Raw genomic sequence first — 17,801 nt, 5'->3', positions numbered from 1 at the left:
AACCGCGATAATCTTGACCAAACCAGCAAAGCAAGCTAATGTATAGGGTTCAACATTAATTAGCATAATAATCAAGATTTTATGGACTCTTCAGCCCACTCTGCGACAGACACTCACGCCAAATCTATGACTGGTGCTGATATCGTCATCAACTGCCTGAATGAAGAAAAAGTCAAATTCGTGTTTGGCTATCCAGGTGGTGCTGTCTTGCATATCTATGACGCGCTATATAAACAGAATGGCTTCAAGCACATTCTGGTGCGTCACGAGCAGGCTGCCGTGCATGCGGCAGATGCCTATTCACGCGCGACAGGCGATGTGGGCGTGGCGCTGGTCACCAGCGGCCCGGGTGCCACCAATGCCGTGACCGGCATTGCCACCGCCTATATGGATTCGATCCCCCTAGTTGTGATCAGCGGCCAGGTGCCGGTGCCGGCTATCGGTATGGACGCTTTCCAGGAAGTGGACATGGTTGGCATCACCCGCCCCTGTGTAAAACATAACTTCCTGGTCAAGCATGTCAAGGATATCGCGCCTACTATTAAAAAAGCGTTCTTTATTGCCAAAACCGGCCGTCCAGGCCCGGTAGTGGTCGATATCCCTAAAGATATCACGGCGCACATCGCTGATTTCATCTACCCGAAAACGGTAGAGATGCGCTCTTACAGCCCGATCTTGAAAGGTCATAGCGGCCAGATCAAGAAAGCCGTCAAGCTACTGCTGGGTGCAAAACGTCCGATGATCTACACCGGCGGTGGCCTGGTATTGGGCAACGGCGCCGCCGAGCTGGTCAAGCTGGCAAAAGCGCTGAATTTTCCGGTGACCAACACGCTGATGGGTCTGGGCGGCTACCCTGCCACCGACAAACAGTTCGTCGGCATGCTGGGCATGCACGGCAGTTACGAAGCCAACATGGCGATGCAGCACTGTGATGTGCTGCTGGCGGTTGGCGCACGCTTTGATGACCGCGTGATCGGCAACCCGAAACACTTTACCAGCCACAAGCGCACCATCATTCATATTGATGTCGACCCTTCCAGCATCTCCAAACGCGTGAAAGTGGATGTGCCTATCGTTGGTGACGTGCAATCTGTACTCGCCGATATGGTAGAGATACTGGCGCAGGAAGAAAACAAAACCACGGACACTGCCGACTGGTGGGATCAGATCAACGAGTGGCGCGGCGTGCAATCGCTGGATTACACCTATTCCGACACCGTGATCAAACCGCAATACGTGGTGCAGAAGTTGTGGGAAGTCACCAAAGGCGAGGCCTACGTGACTTCAGATGTGGGCCAGCACCAGATGTGGGCGGCACAATACTACAAGTTTGATAAGCCACGTCGCTGGATCAACTCCGGCGGCCTGGGCACCATGGGTGTAGGCCTGCCATACGCGATGGGCTGTCAGTTCGCTGACAAACACGCGCAAGTAGCCTGTATCACCGGTGAGGGCAGCATCCAGATGAATATTCAGGAGCTTTCCACCTGTGCGCAATATGGCTTGCCGATCAAGGTGATCCTGCTCAACAACCGCTACCTGGGTATGGTGCGGCAGTGGCAGGAGTTCTTCTACGAGAACCGCTATTCCGAATCTTATATGGACAGCCTGCCTGACTTTGTGAAGCTGGCAGAGTCTTACGGTCACATCGGCATGCAGATCACCAACCCGGCTGACGTGGAAGGTGCATTGCAAGAAGCTTTCGCCAGAAAAGATAAATTCGTGTTCATGGACTTTTTAACCGACCAGACCGAAAACGTATTCCCTATGGTCGAGAATGGCAAAGGCTTGTCAGAAATGGTCTTAAGCCCATTGAGCGGTTCACGCCTGAAGGGAGAGCAATAATGCGCCACATTATCTCCCTGCTGATGGAAAACGAAGCCGGTGCGCTGTCACGTGTGGCAGGCCTGTTCTCGGCGCGCGGTTATAACATTGAATCACTCACCGTGGCCGTGACAGAAGACCCTACCCTGTCACGCATGACCATAGTCACGACTGGCTCCGATGATGTGATCGAACAAATTATCAAGCAACTCAACAAGTTGATTGACGTGGTCAAAGTGCTGGACCTCAACGATGGCAAGCACATTGAGCGCGAATTGATGCTGGTCAAGGTTAAAGCCACCGGCGTTTATAAAGACGAAATGAAGCGCATGTGCGACATTTTCCGCGGCCGTATTATCGATGTGGCCGACAATAGCTACACCATTGAGCTTACCGGCTCTTGCAGCAAACTGGATGCATTTATCGAAGCCATAGACCGCAGCGCGATTCTGGAAACCGTGCGTACCGGCGCGTCCGGCATCGGTCGTGGCGACCGCATCCTCAAAGTTTAAACACCCCTAATTTTAAATATATATACCTAAGCATTTGTATTGAAAGGCAAAAGCAGACATGAACGTTTATTACGACAAAGACGCCGACTTAAGCATCATTAAAGGCAAAAAAGTGACTATCGTGGGCTACGGCTCACAAGGTCACGCACACGCAGCAAACTTGCGCGACAGCGGTGTAGACGTCACTATCGGTTTGCGTAAAGGCGGCAGTTCATGGGCTAAAGCTGAAGGCGCCAAACACACGACACTGGAAATCGCTGCTGCAGTGAAAGAAGCTGACGTAGTGATGGTATTGCTGCCAGACGAGACCATGGCAGAGATCTTCCATGCCGAAATCGCACCTAACCTGAAAAAAGGCGCTGCGCTGGCATTTGCTCACGGCTTTAACATTCACTACAACCAGATCGTGCCGCGCGCTGACCTGGACGTGATCATGATCGCGCCTAAAGGCCCAGGCCACACCGTGCGTTCAGAATACCTCAAAGGGGGCGGCGTACCTTCACTGATCGCTGTTTACCAGAACACCTCAGGCAAAGCCAAAGACATCGCATTGTCCTACGCGGCGGCTAACGGCGGCACCAAAGGTGGCGTGATTGAGACTGATTTCCGTGAAGAAACAGAAACTGACCTGTTCGGTGAACAGGCTGTGCTGTGTGGTGGCGCGGTTGAACTGGTGAAAGCCGGTTTCGAGACTTTGGTTGAAGCTGGTTATGCGCCAGAAATGGCCTACTTCGAGTGCCTGCACGAGTTGAAACTGATCGTTGACCTGATGTATGAAGGTGGTATCGCCAACATGAACTACTCCATTTCCAACAATGCGGAATATGGTGAGTACGTGACTGGCCCACAAGTGATCAACAGCCAGTCCAAAGATGCAATGCGTCAATGCCTGACTAACATCCAGAACGGCAACTACGCCAAACAGTTCATCCTAGAAGGCCGTACCAACTATCCAGAAATGACAGCACGCCGCCGTTTGAACGCTGCTCACCCTATCGAGCAAGTGGGTAACAAACTGCGCGCCATGATGCCTTGGATCGCTAAAAACAAACTGGTTGATCAAAGCAAGAACTAATTAAACCAGCCACAAGCAAAAAGCACAGGCAGATATATCGCCTGTGCTTTTTTATTTGTAGAATCTCAAATTGAAAAATGATAAAAAAGATTCTTGTACCAGATCAGTGCCGTCCATTGATCAATAAGCACAAGAGAATAAGGACACCAGTGAAGCTCGCCATTCTGCTGCAATACATTGCCCCCAAACAACTGCTGACAGCCGCTGCCGGCAAACTGGCGCACTGGCAAGCCGGCGGCCTGACTACAGCTTTTATCGGCTGGTTTGTACGCAAATATCACGTCAATATGGAGGAAGCGCTGAACGGCAATATTGATAGCTACAAGACGTTCAACCTGTTTTTTACCCGCCCGCTTAAACCAGGTGCCAGACCATTGGCAGACAATCGCTTTGTTTGCCCGGTAGATGGTGCGATCAGCCAGTTTGGCGAGATCAAGAACGGTCAGATCTTCCAGGCCAAAGGTCATCAGTACACAGCGCAAACTTTAGTCGGTGGCGATGCCAACCTGGCTGCTAATTTTGACAGCGGTAGCTTTGCCTGCCTGTATTTAAGCCCAAAAGATTATCACCGCATCCACATGCCTTGTGATGGCAAATTATTGCAAATGACGTATGTGCCGGGTGATCTATTCTCGGTGAACCCAACCACCGCCGCCAATGTACCCGGCCTGTTTGCGCGCAACGAGCGTGTAGTATGCACATTTGAATCCGCACAACATGGCAAGTTTGTGCTGGTGCTGGTCGGCGCCACCATCGTCGGCAGCATGGCGACCGTTTGGCACGATAGCAAAGACCATATCATCAACCCGCCACGTCCGGGCAAAGTGGTGCAGTGGGATTACAAAGACCGTAATATCACCTTAAAACAAGGTGAAGAAATGGGCCGTTTCCTGCTTGGTTCCACAGTCGTCATGTTATTTGAAAAAGATGTGCTGGATTTTAATGCCAGCTGGCACGCAGGCAAGCCTATCCGGTTAGGTGAAGCAATGGGCCGTTAAGGTAATGGCGACTTAAACACCGCTCAATAAAAAATCAATTGCTGCAATAATTTCAAGCCTTGCTTCAGCAAGGCTTTCTACTTCTTCGCCCAGCTCTCGCTTCGCAATGCCTGCCAATTGCGGTGTCATCATCAAGTATTGGTTTGCCTGGACAGACAACATAGGTGTCAATCTGCTCATCGCATGGTAACCAACCTTGGTAACCGAGGCCAGCGGCACTACTACGCAAGTTTGCATTGCATCCAGTAAATCATTTTGTACATTTAATAGATAAGGAAACTGCTCTTGAGTGGCTGCATTTTGATTACGATACACACTAAACTGTGCCATTAGAATGCTCTCAAGCTGTCACCAAATACACCATTGGATTCAACTTGCTGGTTATATACTTCAATCGCACACTTGTTTTGCTCAAGCCAAGCTTGCTGTTGTCTGGCGACAACAACAGTCGAAAGTGTTTCTTCAAACACAGCAGAAAGATTGATATCAAGCTCGCGTGCCTGACGGAGCAAATCGCTATTTACACTTAAATTAGTTGCGCGCTTGGGCGCATGTGGATTAAATAACATTGATATATCCCGCACCATTGATGCGCATAATATATGCGCATCAATGGTGCGTGTCAAACCCAAATACGTTACTCCGCAAAAACTTACCCATTCAAGCTCTTGCTGACTATCTCGAACACATCTCCAGACAAGCCGGGCGTGGCCTGTATGGCTTCCAGTGCTGCTTTCATCTGCACTTGCAAGGCAGGTGTGTAACGTTTCCACTCGCGCAAGGGGGTGACCATGCGCGCGGCGATCTGCGGGTTGATGGTGTTCAGTTCAATAATCACATCACGCAAGAATGCGTAACCTTTACCGCTAGGGTCGTGGAATTTCACCGGGTTATTGATGGCGAACGCGCTATAGAGTGAGCGTACGCGGTTAGGGTTCTTGATATTGAAATCTGCATGGTTGCGCAACATGGCCAGGTCATCAAAGATCTGTTCGCGACTGGCGATCGCCTGCAGCGAGAACCACTTATCCACCACCAGCGGATAATCCCTGAAGCGCGTATAAAAGTCGGCGAACACCTCGGCACGTTGTGGCTGACTGCTATCAGCCAGGCAGGCCAGCGCGGTCACGCGGTCGGTCATATTATCTGCAGCAGCGTAATGCGCTTGTGAACGGCTGGCGCAGCCGGTGCCGTTGGTCACTGTGAGTATCTCCAGCACCGCATGCTGCAGGGCTCGGCGGCCCATGGCTTGTGGCGTGATCGAGAACGCACCGGCATTGCTATTAGCACTATACAAAGCCGCTAGCGTGTCTTTATGCGCGCTTTTGATCTGTTTGACTATGCTGGTACGCGCCGCATCTATCGCCGCCGGGTCAACCACGGCCTGATGCTGCGCTATCACCCCCAGCAAGGGCAAACTTAATGCTCGCGCCAGCAATGCTTTGTCGCCATGCCCGGCCAGGCCCTGTTCTATCAGGGCGCCTACATCAGCAACAAACTGTGAGATATCGGTATCCGGCTTTTCCATGACACGCTGTATGGTGCGCAATGCCAGGGTCTGACCGGCTTCCCATTTGTTAAAGCCATCGCTGTCATGCACTTGCAGCAAACGCAAATCATCGTCGCTCAGATCTGTTTCCAGTTTCACCGGCGCCGAGAAGCCTCGCAGAATGGAAGGCACAGGCCGGCCGGGCAGATCAGCGAAAGTGAATGTTTGCTCACGCGCTGTCACTTCCAGCACGCGGGTAGGCAGGATCTCTTTGCCGTTGGCATCCAGCAGGCCGAACGCGACCGGGATATGCAAGGGCTGCTTGTTGGTTTGCTCAGGCGTATCCGGCTGTGACTGTTTAAAGGTCAGCGTATAGTTTTGCTGCGCGGCATCATATTGGCTGCTCACTTGCAAGGTTGGTGTACCCGCCTGTTTATACCAGCGGAAGAACTGCGACATATCGCGGCCTGAAGCATCAGCCATGCACTGCACAAAATCGTCGCAGGTCACGGCGTGTCCGTCATAGCGGTCAAAATACAGATCAGTCGCCTTGCGGAAAGTCTGGGCGCCCAGCAGGGTATGCTGCATGCGTATCAGCTCAGAGCCTTTTTCGTAGATGGTCTTGGTGTAAAAGTTGCTGATCTCGATAAACTGGTCTGGCTGCACCGAGTGTGCCAGCGGGCTGCCATCTTCAGGAAACTGCAAGCGGCGCAGACCATTCACATCATCGATACGCTGTACCGCACGCGAGTTCAGGTCAGCACTGAACTCCTGGTCACGGAACACGGTAAAACCTTCCTTGAGCGAGAGCTGGAACCAGTCGCGGCAAGTCACGCGGTTGCCGGTCCAGTTGTGGAAATACTCGTGAGCGATCACGCCTTCCACACTCATAAAATCACTATCGGTCGCGGTTTCCTGATGCGCCAGTACCAGCGCGGTATTGAAAATATTGAGCGAGGTGTTTTCCATCGCGCCCATATTGAAATCACTCACGGCGACAATATTGAACAGGTCCAGCTGATACTCGCGGCCATAAACCTCTTCATCCCACCGCATCGATTTTTTCAGTGACTCCATGGCATGGTCGCACTGCTTTTCGTCGCCCGCCCGCACATAAATATGCAGGTCTACCTGGCGGCCCGAAAGTGTGGTGAACGTATCCGCCACACGTTGCAGATTACCGGCCACCAGCGCAAACAGATAACATGGCTTGGGGAAAGGGTCATGCCAGACACGGAAATGCCGCCCATCTGGCAACCCACCCTCCTCCTGCAGATTGCCATTAGACAGCAACACTGGATACAAACTGGCATCTGCCTCTATGCGCACGGTAAACACGCTCAGCACATCCGGCCTGTCCTGGTAATAAGTGATGCGCCTGAAGCCTTCGGCTTCACACTGCGTGCAATAATTGCCCTGCGACTGATACAAGCCTTCCAGCGCGGTATTCGCCGCCGGGTCGATCTCGCTGATGATGGTTAAGGTAAATTCCTCGCCGGGATCGACTATCGTCATCTGCCCATCGGCAAGCGTATAGCTCTCAAAGCGCTGACCACTCAACGCCACAGAAAGAATGCTTTGCTCTTCGCCATCCAGTACCAGATCACTGGAAACCGCGGCCGGATTCTTCACATATTTCACTTCTGAAGTGACTATGGTCTTACCCGGCAACAAGTTAAAACTCAGATTCACATGCGCGGCTTGATAAGGCGCTGGGGTGTAGTCTTTGAGATAAATGGTTTTTGGTGCTACTGCGTTTTCTGTTCGCATGGGGATGACCTGAGAGATGAGAATTATTTAGGATTATATTTGAGAGTCAGCACTTGGGAATTGGTTTAATCATTAATTAGGTCAGAGCGAGGGGCCATGAGATGGGGAATAGGGGCCAGGGTCTAGTCTAGAGCCCCTGGCCTCTGGCATTTAGGGTTTCACAGGTTTGTCGGGCCGCTGAAAAGTGCCCACCAGCCTGCCTTTGGCAATCACATGGCCAGTCATCGCTTTCAGCAATGTGTCACGGTTGGCACCGGGCGGGATGTCCAGCACAGTATCCAGCGCAAACACCTGCACATTATAATGGTGCGGCGGGTCACCTGCCGGCGGTTTGGGGCCGACATAGCCGATCTTGCCGGTGGTCGCCTGGCCTTGCATCATGCCATCCATACCCTCTGCCTTATCCACCAGCCTATCCTGCTTTTGCAGGCCTTCGCGCAAGGTGGTGATATCTTTGCCTATATTCCACGCCACCCAATGCACTACCGGGGTGACAGGCCTGGCGTCAGGGTCTTCCATAATGATGGCATAGGATTGAGTGCCAAACGGCCCCTTGCTCCAGCTCAGCTCAAAACTCGCATCCTGATCATAGCTGGAATGTATATCAGGGATCTTTTCGCCGTTTTCAAATGCAGGGCTGCTCACATCCAGCTTGCTCGCCTGCTTGCCTCTCACCCCTGTTTCACTGCGCAGCATGGCGATAGGCACGCCGCTACCTTGTGCGGCCTGTTTCTGCATGCTGGTGGCAGGCGTCTGCACCAGGGGTGTGGCTGAAGCTTTCTCATCGCCTTTGTAGCTGACTTTATAAATGGCGCCATTGACATCATCGCTGAATAAAAGATTGCCCTGTTTATCGACTACCAGGCCGAATGGGCGGCCACTCTGGCCTTTAGGGCCGACGAATCCTGTGAGAAAAGGCGCAACCGAGCTGGCTTTGCCGTTCTCAAAATTGATACGTACGATCTCATAGCCGGCAGGTTTTTGCCGGTTCCACGAGCCATGCATGGCGACAAACGCATTGTGACGATATTTTTCAGGAAACTGGCCTGCATTGTAAAACGCCATCTGCATGGGCGCAGCGTGGCCGGTATAGCCCAGCACCATAGGCACGCTGGTTTTACGCCACTCGGATTTTTCCAGTTTGCCGGAAGGGATCAAACGCGGATTTTCGACATTATTGCCAAAGATATACGGCCAGCCATAGCGCTTGCCCTGCTCTATCTTGTTGATCTCTTCAGGCGTCACATCGTCGCCCAGCCAGTCTATGCCATGGTCCATGCCCCACAGTTCACCTGTCTGCGGGTGCCAGTCGAAACCTATGGTATTGCGCAGACCTGATGCAAAAATGACGCGTTTTTTGCCATCCAGCGTGCTGCGCAGCATGGTCGCATTCTCAATATTGGTTTCTATACACTCGTTACAGGTAGAACCCACCGAAATATACAGCATGTTGTCTGGCCCGATGGCAATGGTGCGGTCATGGTGCTGGCCCGCATCCGGCAGATCGGAGATGATCATTTTCAGTGGCCCGAAATTACCCCCTTCCAGCACAGGCGCAGTAAACACTTCTTTCACCGTCACCAGATATACCGTATCGCCGTAAAAAGCGATGCCGTGCATGCCGGAGCGGCTGGCAACACGCACAGGCGCGGCAAAAGTATCGCCGCTATTTTTCAACATCAGCACATCGCCCTGCTCACGCCGTGTCACGTAGAGGTCACCTTTGGGCGAAAGAGCCAGAATACGGGTATTGCCCAGGTTTTCGGCTATCCTGGTGACAGCAAAGCCCGCTGGCACTTTGAGCTCACTGAGCGCAGGCGGCAGCAGCTCGGTAGGCTGCATGATATAGCTTTGTAAGGGCATAAAGACTTTTGCAGACACTTTTGCCTCGTCGGCAGATGCAGTGGCTGTGAATAGCCAGCACATGCTAAAAATGAGACCCAATCGATAAAATAAATCTCGCCCGGTGCTAGTGGGAAAAGATAGCTTGGAGAGCAATAGCATGGGGAATCCTCAACAGGGTGTGATTAGATGATACAGTAGCGGGCTTATGCCTGCGACTGATCAGCGTTTTGCGACTTCGATCTCATCGACGATGCCATCGTCATTAACGACAAATTCAGACACCTGATGCCCGCCCTGATAAAGCATAGCCACATTGGCTTCAGTCGCGGGCACGGTGATGCGCGAATTATTGATCATAAAAACAGTGAAGTACTTATTGGCGTTTTTATCGAAATGCTCCCATACCGAGAATACGTCTTCCAGGTACAGGCCATCGATATTCAAGCCATTCAACTGTAAATCTGTTTTGTTGTAGTTGTTCATTTTATTCACTTCAAACGACAGTAGAGCTTGATTGAAACCTGGGGATCACCTTAGTTCCGGGAAATATCCTTGGTCCTGGTATGTGACACCGCCTTCAATATGCCTATGCCGGTGAGGATCACAGAAGCAATAATGATGTACAAATGCGGCACACCAGCTTCTACCAGCGCCCATGCGATCCCGCCTATGAGAATCGCAAAGCCGATCAGATATAGAACAAACGATGACATATAGTCTCCACAATATTTTTATAGGGTGGTATATGATAGTTTTTAACCAGGCTATCAAGTATCAGACAGGGGCTGAAAAGCGTGTAGGAAATACGGAAATTTGTTGAAAATTGAATTGGTGTATAGCCATAAAAATAAACGCTTTTTGCTATCAAAGCGTTTTCAGTTCGCATCAGCATGACCTATCATTTGTTGGGAAGACTAGAAGCGGGTCAACACTATCCATAAAGCCACAAAATAGGATGCCGTGAAGAATCCATGAATATATTCTCGACTTAATCTGAACTCTGCTGGAGACGGAATAATCCCTCTGTAGATAACATAATAAATCGTAGATAAAATCATTAATGCGAATATCCAGGCCACAGGTGGGAGTAAGCCTAATGCTTTTACAAGCAGATTTTGCCGTTCTTTACGTAAATGATCGCCATTTAGAATGGTGCTGCCATTAATAATAAAGTCAGCTATCAGGTCCCATTTATCCTCTTCTACTGCAGCAGAATGAGATCCAGAAACGTATTTGAACTCGTAGACTCGAGCATTCCCTTGTTGTTTAAATCCATCATGCCCTGCGCCGCCCAAGTCCTGAATTCTAAGAAATTCAAAAAGCTTTGGAAAAATGGCAACGACCCAATCTGCGGTTGCGACAAAATTCAACACGGCCCTCACTCTAGGCTGCTTAGATTGGATATACCGATTCCAATCGAATTTAGTGGTGACAACACTACCTGCGAACACCACATTCTCAAACTTACAGCAGGGGTAGAGCTCTATAGCCTTGGCTAGCAAGTAAGTACCATTACTATGGCCTACATAAGATATTTTAGCTTTTGGATATCTGGCGAGAGCTTCGGTATATTGATCCATAAGCCATTCGACCTTATCTCTCCGAGAGAAGGAAAACAAAAATGGCAGCATGGGAAAATAGCCATAGCTAGAAGTCTCTGTCGCCCATGCTTCAGGATTAGAAACTTTAGCCTTGATTTTTCTGGCAAGCTTGTGTGTCCAGTATCCATTATCACGTATGCCATGAATGACAAAAACCAGTTGCTCAACATTTTCATTGATTGCAGCAACCTTCTCGTCAGCGGGTAATGAAGATATTTTTTTAAGCTCTTCTTCTGTAGCTGCCAATGCTAAATTAAAGATAAATTTACGCTCTGATCCATACTTGTCATCCGAAAAATCAACAACATTTCTATGACCGGAATATGGCACATCCAGATAAATAAAGTCCCCGCCAGAAACCAGATCTATGCTGTCGTTCGGTGAAACCATATCATCGACCGAACCCAATAGTTGTACTGTTAAAGCACCACCAGGTTTCGATTTCACACTTTCAGAGTACTGTATCCGCATGTGTATCCATTGCACTCTTAACTGCGTGATGAATTCCGCACCTTTTTTAATTTGAGTAATGGCAAAAGCCTTACGCGTTAATAGATTAAATAAACGAGCTCCAACCAATCCTATTGACCAGGATATTGCCTTAGCCAAACTCAAATGATGTGTCACTCGCCAACCACGATTCAAACCTGCCAGTAGAATCACCCTGTCAACTTTTTTAGACCATACGCGAGCAGGGATCAGCTCAGCCCCGAATTTCTTTTTGTACACCTGCTCAAAAGGGGCATGTTGCGTTTCACCACATGCCACCACATATAGTTTTCTTGCAAGCACTGCCCCAAAACTATGCCCCACAAAGATAATTCTTTTGATTTCGTTCTTATCAAGGGTTCTTTTTGTATCAATTTCAGAAATTTCAGAAATCAAACGACAAATAATTTGATTTGGATCCTTCAATGAATACCATTGCAGAGGAAGTTCAGGGCAATAAATAATGGCATCAGGCCACTCATCAAGTATGGATTGCTTTACATCATCAAGACTTTTAGCTTTGTTGTTAAAAGCATGCAGCAAGACAACTAAAGTCGTTATATCTGCTGTTACGACGCTGTTTACACTCATACTTATCTCCCAAAGTTTTTAATAAGCAATTCAGAGGACATACATCGGCAATGCGATATTACTTAGATAAACATACATGGAAATAACAGCGAATATCTACCATTTGATCAAAACGAAGCTTAAATAAATCAAATATAAAAACGGAATCACAAAAACTCAATAAAAAAACCGCCTCACAAGACGGTTTTTATTTGCAGCGCTTCGATCTAATTACAAAATGGATTTAACTGTTTTCAATACATCATAAATTGTGGAATAGAAGTTTTTGAACCGCGTGCCGTCTGCTACGGACTCGTTGCTAGTACCCTACTGACCGAGGCACTTTTTAAATTTCTTTCCTTTATTAAGCCTTCTTCACGAACTCCGACTTCAGCTTCATCGCACCAAAGCCGTCGATCTTGCAGTCGATATCATGGTCACCATCGACCAGGCGAATATTCTTTACTTTAGTACCCACCTTAACCACTGATGAAGAGCCTTTGACTTTCAGGTCTTTGATGACAGTGATGGTGTCGCCATCTTGCAGCAGGTTGCCGTTAGCATCGCGTATCACTTTTACTTCTTCTGAATCAGTTGCTGCAGCTTTGCTCCATTCATTTGCACATTCCGGGCATACGTAGTTGTTGCCATCTTCATAGGTGTACTCGGATTGGCATTGCGGGCAGGCTGGGAAGGACATAATCGCTTTCGTGAGACAAATAATATAGGCAGTTATTCTAATGGGTAATTATTTAATTACCTTGTTGCTAATCAATATTCTTAAGTTATTTGTAGGCGGCATGCCGACTTTTTTATTGAATCGCTTAAGCTACACTTCAGCATTTACAAATCACGGTTTATTGCTGACCCATGATTTTTACAAACAGGCGTTGGATGACCCATTTGAGCCTTGCTAAAAACATAAGCCCATTCATCACATTGCTGATCGGCCTGCTCACTCAAAGCTGTGCCGTGATCCCCGATCACGAGCGCACATTTGAAAAGATCAATCCGCAATCACAGCAGGTTGAGATAGTTGGGGCAAAAGACACCCTATCCCAAGCCAAGGTTGATAAGGCCCTGCAAAAGCTCACGCCTGACGAGCAGATCCGGGCGTCACTTGAGAACCACCTTAAAATTGAGCAAAGCATCTCTGATAGCCACTTGTTTGCCGATAACGCATTCACCTTGCTGGCGAATGGCGAATCTACCTTTGGCAAAATAAAAGAGTTGATAGGCCGCGCCGAGAAGCATGTTCACCTGGAATATTTCACTTTTGAAGATGTGGATCTGGGTGGCGTGACGCTCAAGGCATTACTACTTGAAAAACTTGCCAAAGGGGTTGAGGTGCATGTGATTTATGATGCTTATGGCTCCCAGCAAACGCCGCCAGAGTTCTTTGAATCACTGAAGAAAGCCGGAGCCAAGATTACGGTGTTCCATCCCCTGGAAGGTGCATCTCTCAAGCAAATCAATCAGCGCGACCATCGCAAGATCCTGATTGTAGATGGCAAGGTGTCTATCATCGGCGGTGTGAATCTGAGCAAAACCTACCAGAGCAAAGGCTCTTTCAAAACCTATAAAAAGGAAACGCCCAACCCCTTAACCGATGCGGCCTGGCGCGATATGGATGTGCTGATACAAGGCCCTATTCTCGGTGACATTCAGCGCGTATTTCTGGAAAACTGGGATAAAGCCCAGCCATTAGACCAGACACATTTCTTTCCCAAGTTGAACAAACAGGGCAACCAGTTTGCACGTGTGATCGCCACACCAGCGACCAAACGTAAAGATACAGACTCGCCTTATTACCTCTCCATGCTTTCAGCCATTGAAAGTGCGGAAGACCGCATTCTGATCAACGCCGCCTACTTTGTACCGACCAGGGCACAATTAGAGGCGTTAGTAAAAGCGGCCAACCGTGGCGTGCGTGTGGAACTCATGGTGCCCAGTTTTACTGATTCCACCTTGTCACTATTGGTACAGCGTTCCAGATACAGCCTGCTGCTTGAAAACCACATTACGATCTATGAGATGCAAGGGCAGGTGTTACATGCCAAAACCATCACCATTGACGGCGTATGGTCTGCCATCGGCAGTTCAAACTTTGATTACCGCAGTGCCGGGATCAATGCAGAAGTAGACGTAGTGATTCTGGGCAAAGAAATCGCCAGGGGACTGGAAGACCGTTTTAAAGAAGATATGCAAGATGCCAATAAGATAGAGCAAGATACATGGCAAAAACGTGGCCTGCTGGACAGAATCAAACAACAATCGGCACGGATTTTTGAAGGCTTCTTGTAGCCATCAATACGGCGTACCCATAAAAATCGCCTCAGTAAGAGATGATTTCCGAGCAACGATAGCGCCAAATCCTCACAATCGCTTCGGCTTGGGCAGGGCTGCTTTGGCTTCTGCCAAACGCATTTGCCGCGCGGCTTCTTCATCGCGCACGGCGTCTATCACCCGCACTACACTGTGCAGGTCGACCGGCTTGTGATCGGGTTTGAAATGGCCGGTCAGCACGGTTTCCGGCGTCAGCTCGCCATGTGCATACAGTGCCCAGATCTCTTTGCCATATTGTGTATTGAGCAGCTCAGGCGCGAACTGGCCGAAAAAATCAGCCAGATTGCTGACATCGCGTTCCAGCATGCTCATGGCGTGATTGTTGCCCGCCGCGTCTACCGCCTGCGGCAGGTCAATGATCACCGGGCCAGCGTCGCCGAGCAGGATATTGAATTCGGAAAGATCGCCATGCACGATGCCGGCGCACAGCATGCGCACCACTTCTGTCAGTAGTGTCTGGTGGTGCTGCCTGGCCTCTGCAGCGCTAAATACCACATCGTTCAGCCTGGGCGCGGCATTGCCTTCGGCGTCAGCCACCAGGTCCATGATCAGTACGCCTTCGTAGAATTGATACGGCGTAGGCACGGTGACGCCAGCCGCGGCAAGTCTGTACAGGGCATCGACCTCTGCGCTTTGCCAGGCCTCTTCTTGTGCCTGTTTGCCATATTTTGAACCCTTGGCCATGGCTCGCGCCTGGCGGCTGCTTTTGACTTTGCGGCCTTCGGTGTAATCGACACTCTGGCGAAAGCTACGCTTATTCGCTTCTTTATACACTTTGGCGCAGCGTGTCTCTCCGCCACAGCGTACGACATATACCGTGGCTTCTTTGCCGCTCATCAACTGGCGTATCACATCATCAATGATGCCGTCTTCAAGCAGTGGTTGTAATCTTGGCGGGGTTTTCATAATGCAGGAAAATAAGAATGGTGGTCAGACTAACATTAAATCTATGGCCTATGCGTGATTGACCATCGAGTTGTGCATTTATCTGCCTATGCACATAAAAAAACCGCCTCACTGGGAGGCGGTTTTTATTTGCAGCAATCTATTCTAAACTACAGAACAGATTTCACTGTGTTCACAACATTCTCAACTGTGAAACCAAAATGTTTCATCAGTGCGCCGCCTGGAGCAGATTCGCCGAAGGTATCGATACCTACAACTGCACCTTCCAGACCAACATATTTACGCCAGAAGTCTGGGTGAGCAGCTTCAACCGCTACGCGAACAACGCCTGGAGTCAGAACGCTGTCTTTGTAAGCCTGGTCTTGGCGGTCAAATACGTTAGTAGATGGCATTGAAACCACACGTACTTTAGTACCGGCAGCATTCAGTTCAGCTGCGGCTTTAACAGCCAGATCCAGCTCGGAACCGTTAGCGATGAGGATCACTTGTGCACCAGCGACATCAGAGAACACGTAGCCACCCTTGCGGATCGCTGCTAGTTGTGATGCTTCGTGCTTGATACCTGCCAGGTTCTGACGGCTCAGTACCAGGCTGGTTGGGCCTTCTGTACGCTCAACGGCAGCTACCCATGCTACGGTAGTTTCTGTCGCTGAACCTGGACGCCATACATCCATACGAGGGATGTAACGCAGACCGGAAGTGTTTTCAACTGGCTGGTGAGTCGGGCCATCTTCGCCTTGACCGATAGAGTCATGGGTCAGCACGTAGATCACACGTTGATGCATCAACGCAGACATGCGCATGCCGTTTTTCATGTAGTCAGAGAACATGTGGAAAGTACCGCCGAATGGCAACAAGCCACCGTGCAGTGCTACACCGTTCATGATCGCAGCCATACCGAATTCACGTACACCGTAAGAGATGTAGTTACCTGGTTTTTTCGCATCAACGTGTACGAAGCTGCCAGTTGAAGTCAGGTTAGAACCAGTCAGGTCAGCTGAACCGCCCAGGAATTCAGGCAGCAATGGAGCCAAAGCGCCAATTGCGTTTTGTGAAGCTTTACGGGAAGCATTGCCTTCCGCTTTTTCGTTCACTGCAGCGATGATCTTGTCGGTTTCTGCTTTCCAGTTAGCTGGCAATTCATTAGCCGTACGGCGTTTGAATTCTGCAGCTTCAGCCGGGAATGCTTTTTCGTAAGCTGCGAATTTTTCATTCCAGCTAGATTCTCTGGCAGCACCTTTAACTTTTTGGTCCCAGCCTTCGTATACGTCAGCAGGGATCACGAATGGCTCATGCGCCCAGCCGATTTCAGCACGTGTAGCAGCAACTTCAGCGTCGCCTAATGCAGAACCGTGGCAGTCATGTGAACCAGACTTGTTTGGTGAACCTTTACCAATGATTGTTTTACAGCAGATCAGTGATGGTTTGTCAGTCACTGATTTAGCTTCGTCAATCGCTTTCTGGATCGCAGCCTGGTCGTGACCATCAACTGAAACAACGTGCCAGCCGTATGCTTTAAAGCGGCCTGCGGTGTCGTCTGTGTACCAGCCTTCGATGTGGCCGTCGATAGAGATACCGTTGTCATCCCAGAAAGCCATCAGTTTGCCCAGGCCCCAGGTACCGGCCAGTGCACATGCTTCGTGAGAAACGCCTTCCATCATGCAACCGTCGCCCAGGAACACGTATGTGTAGTGGTCAACGATGTCGTGGCCTGGCTTGTTGAATTGGTCAGCCAGCAGTTTTTCTGCCATAGCGAAACCAACACCGTTAGCAATACCCTGGCCCAGTGGACCTGTGGTTGTTTCAATGCCTGGTGCGTAGCCGAATTCTGGGTGACCAGCACAGCGTGAGTGCAATTGACGGAAAGTCTTGATATCTTCGATACCCAGATCGTAACCAGTCAGGTGCAGCAATGAATAAATCAGCATTGAGCCATGGCCGTTAGACAGTACGAAGCGGTCACGGTTAGCCCATTGTGGATTTGTAGGATTGTGGCTCAAATTGTGGTTCCAAACCACTTCAGCGATCTCTGCCATGCCCATAGGTGCGCCTGGGTGACCGGAGTTTGCTTTTTGTACAGCATCCATGCTCAAAGCACGGATAGCGTTGCACAAGTCGACACGTGTTGCCATTGTTTTCTCCCAAATGAAAATAAGAGCGGTCTTACACAAAAAGCTGCAAAACCTTGATTGAATTCTTTAAAAAGGGCGAGAAACCGGCCCTTTTACGGAAAGGGTAGATTATTCCTTAGAACCCGTTTTTCATCAAGGGTTAAAGCCATTTAATTATCGCCGGCAACGGTAGCAGTGAAATCTAAAACCTGTTAAATCCCCGGCTGGCGATAGCCATGTATGGCGTTTTCCCCTACCATGTAAA

At 49.7% G+C, this 17,801-nt stretch carries 15 protein-coding genes; 5 read left to right on the top strand and 10 right to left on the bottom strand.

The window, feature by feature from the left end:
- Positions 1-81 precede the first annotated feature (81 nt).
- From ilvB to asd, 4 genes are all read left to right on the top strand, one after another.
- Entirely contained in the window at positions 82-1,845 is a 1,764-nt protein-coding gene (gene ilvB, locus ACT6RZ_RS01695) for a biosynthetic-type acetolactate synthase large subunit (RefSeq protein WP_444700449.1), read from the top strand.
- A complete protein-coding gene (gene ilvN, locus ACT6RZ_RS01690; RefSeq protein ID WP_055828089.1) occupies positions 1,845-2,336 on the top strand; it encodes an acetolactate synthase small subunit in 492 nt (163 codons plus the stop codon). The genes ilvB and ilvN overlap by 1 nt, the downstream gene beginning before the upstream one ends.
- A 58-nt stretch (positions 2,337-2,394) precedes the next feature.
- Positions 2,395-3,411, top strand: a complete 1,017-nt coding sequence (gene ilvC / locus ACT6RZ_RS01685) for a ketol-acid reductoisomerase (protein WP_444700448.1) — start codon at positions 2,395-2,397, stop codon at positions 3,409-3,411.
- A 149-nt stretch (positions 3,412-3,560) separates the two neighbouring features.
- On the top strand, positions 3,561-4,409 hold the full coding sequence (gene asd, locus ACT6RZ_RS01680) for an archaetidylserine decarboxylase (RefSeq protein ID WP_444700447.1): 849 nt from the start codon (positions 3,561-3,563) through the stop codon (positions 4,407-4,409).
- 12 nt (positions 4,410-4,421) lie between these two features.
- On the opposite strand, the gene ACT6RZ_RS01675 is transcribed toward asd, so the two are convergent.
- From ACT6RZ_RS01675 to ACT6RZ_RS01640, 8 genes are all read right to left on the bottom strand, one after another.
- On the bottom strand, positions 4,422-4,739 hold the full coding sequence (locus ACT6RZ_RS01675) for a CcdB family protein (protein WP_444700446.1): 318 nt from the start codon (positions 4,737-4,739) through the stop codon (positions 4,422-4,424).
- Positions 4,739-4,978, bottom strand: coding sequence for a type II toxin-antitoxin system CcdA family antitoxin (locus tag ACT6RZ_RS01670; protein ID WP_444700445.1), 240 nt, complete (start codon positions 4,976-4,978; stop codon positions 4,739-4,741). The genes ACT6RZ_RS01675 and ACT6RZ_RS01670 overlap by 1 nt, the downstream gene beginning before the upstream one ends.
- 83 nt (positions 4,979-5,061) lie before the next feature.
- On the bottom strand, positions 5,062-7,668 hold the full coding sequence (gene pepN / locus ACT6RZ_RS01665) for an aminopeptidase N (RefSeq protein ID WP_444700444.1): 2,607 nt from the start codon (positions 7,666-7,668) through the stop codon (positions 5,062-5,064).
- 150 nt (positions 7,669-7,818) lie between these two features.
- Positions 7,819-9,549, bottom strand: coding sequence for a YbhB/YbcL family Raf kinase inhibitor-like protein (locus ACT6RZ_RS01660; RefSeq protein WP_444700443.1), 1,731 nt, complete (start codon positions 9,547-9,549; stop codon positions 7,819-7,821).
- A 183-nt stretch (positions 9,550-9,732) separates the two neighbouring features.
- The gene (locus tag ACT6RZ_RS01655; protein WP_444700442.1) at positions 9,733-9,996 is read right to left on the bottom strand and encodes a hypothetical protein; all 264 of its coding nucleotides are present in this window, start codon (positions 9,994-9,996) and stop codon (positions 9,733-9,735) included.
- Positions 9,997-10,046: 50 nt separating this feature from the next.
- The gene (locus ACT6RZ_RS01650; RefSeq protein WP_379057618.1) at positions 10,047-10,226 is read right to left on the bottom strand and encodes a hypothetical protein; all 180 of its coding nucleotides are present in this window, start codon (positions 10,224-10,226) and stop codon (positions 10,047-10,049) included.
- Positions 10,227-10,427: 201 nt separating this feature from the next.
- A complete protein-coding gene (locus ACT6RZ_RS01645; RefSeq protein ID WP_444700441.1) occupies positions 10,428-12,194 on the bottom strand; it encodes an alpha/beta hydrolase in 1,767 nt (588 codons plus the stop codon).
- Positions 12,195-12,537: 343 nt separating this feature from the next.
- Positions 12,538-12,876, bottom strand: coding sequence for a zinc ribbon domain-containing protein YjdM (locus ACT6RZ_RS01640; protein ID WP_444700486.1), 339 nt, complete (start codon positions 12,874-12,876; stop codon positions 12,538-12,540).
- A 191-nt stretch (positions 12,877-13,067) separates the two neighbouring features.
- Between ACT6RZ_RS01640 and ACT6RZ_RS01635 the strand changes: the two genes are divergently transcribed.
- On the top strand, positions 13,068-14,477 hold the full coding sequence (locus tag ACT6RZ_RS01635) for a phospholipase D-like domain-containing protein (protein ID WP_444700440.1): 1,410 nt from the start codon (positions 13,068-13,070) through the stop codon (positions 14,475-14,477).
- A gap of 72 nt (positions 14,478-14,549) precedes the next feature.
- On the opposite strand, the gene ACT6RZ_RS01630 is transcribed toward ACT6RZ_RS01635, so the two are convergent.
- Positions 14,550-15,425, bottom strand: coding sequence for a PA4780 family RIO1-like protein kinase (locus ACT6RZ_RS01630; protein WP_444700439.1), 876 nt, complete (start codon positions 15,423-15,425; stop codon positions 14,550-14,552).
- A 149-nt stretch (positions 15,426-15,574) separates the two neighbouring features.
- Positions 15,575-17,557, bottom strand: a complete 1,983-nt coding sequence (gene tkt, locus ACT6RZ_RS01625) for a transketolase (protein ID WP_444700438.1) — start codon at positions 17,555-17,557, stop codon at positions 15,575-15,577.
- Positions 17,558-17,801: the final 244 nt, after the last annotated feature.

Origin of the sequence: Methylophilus sp. (assembly GCF_052437885.1) — a bacterium.
Classification (GTDB): Bacteria; Pseudomonadota; Gammaproteobacteria; order Burkholderiales; family Methylophilaceae; genus Methylophilus.
This window is presented reverse-complemented; position numbering and strand designations above follow the sequence as displayed.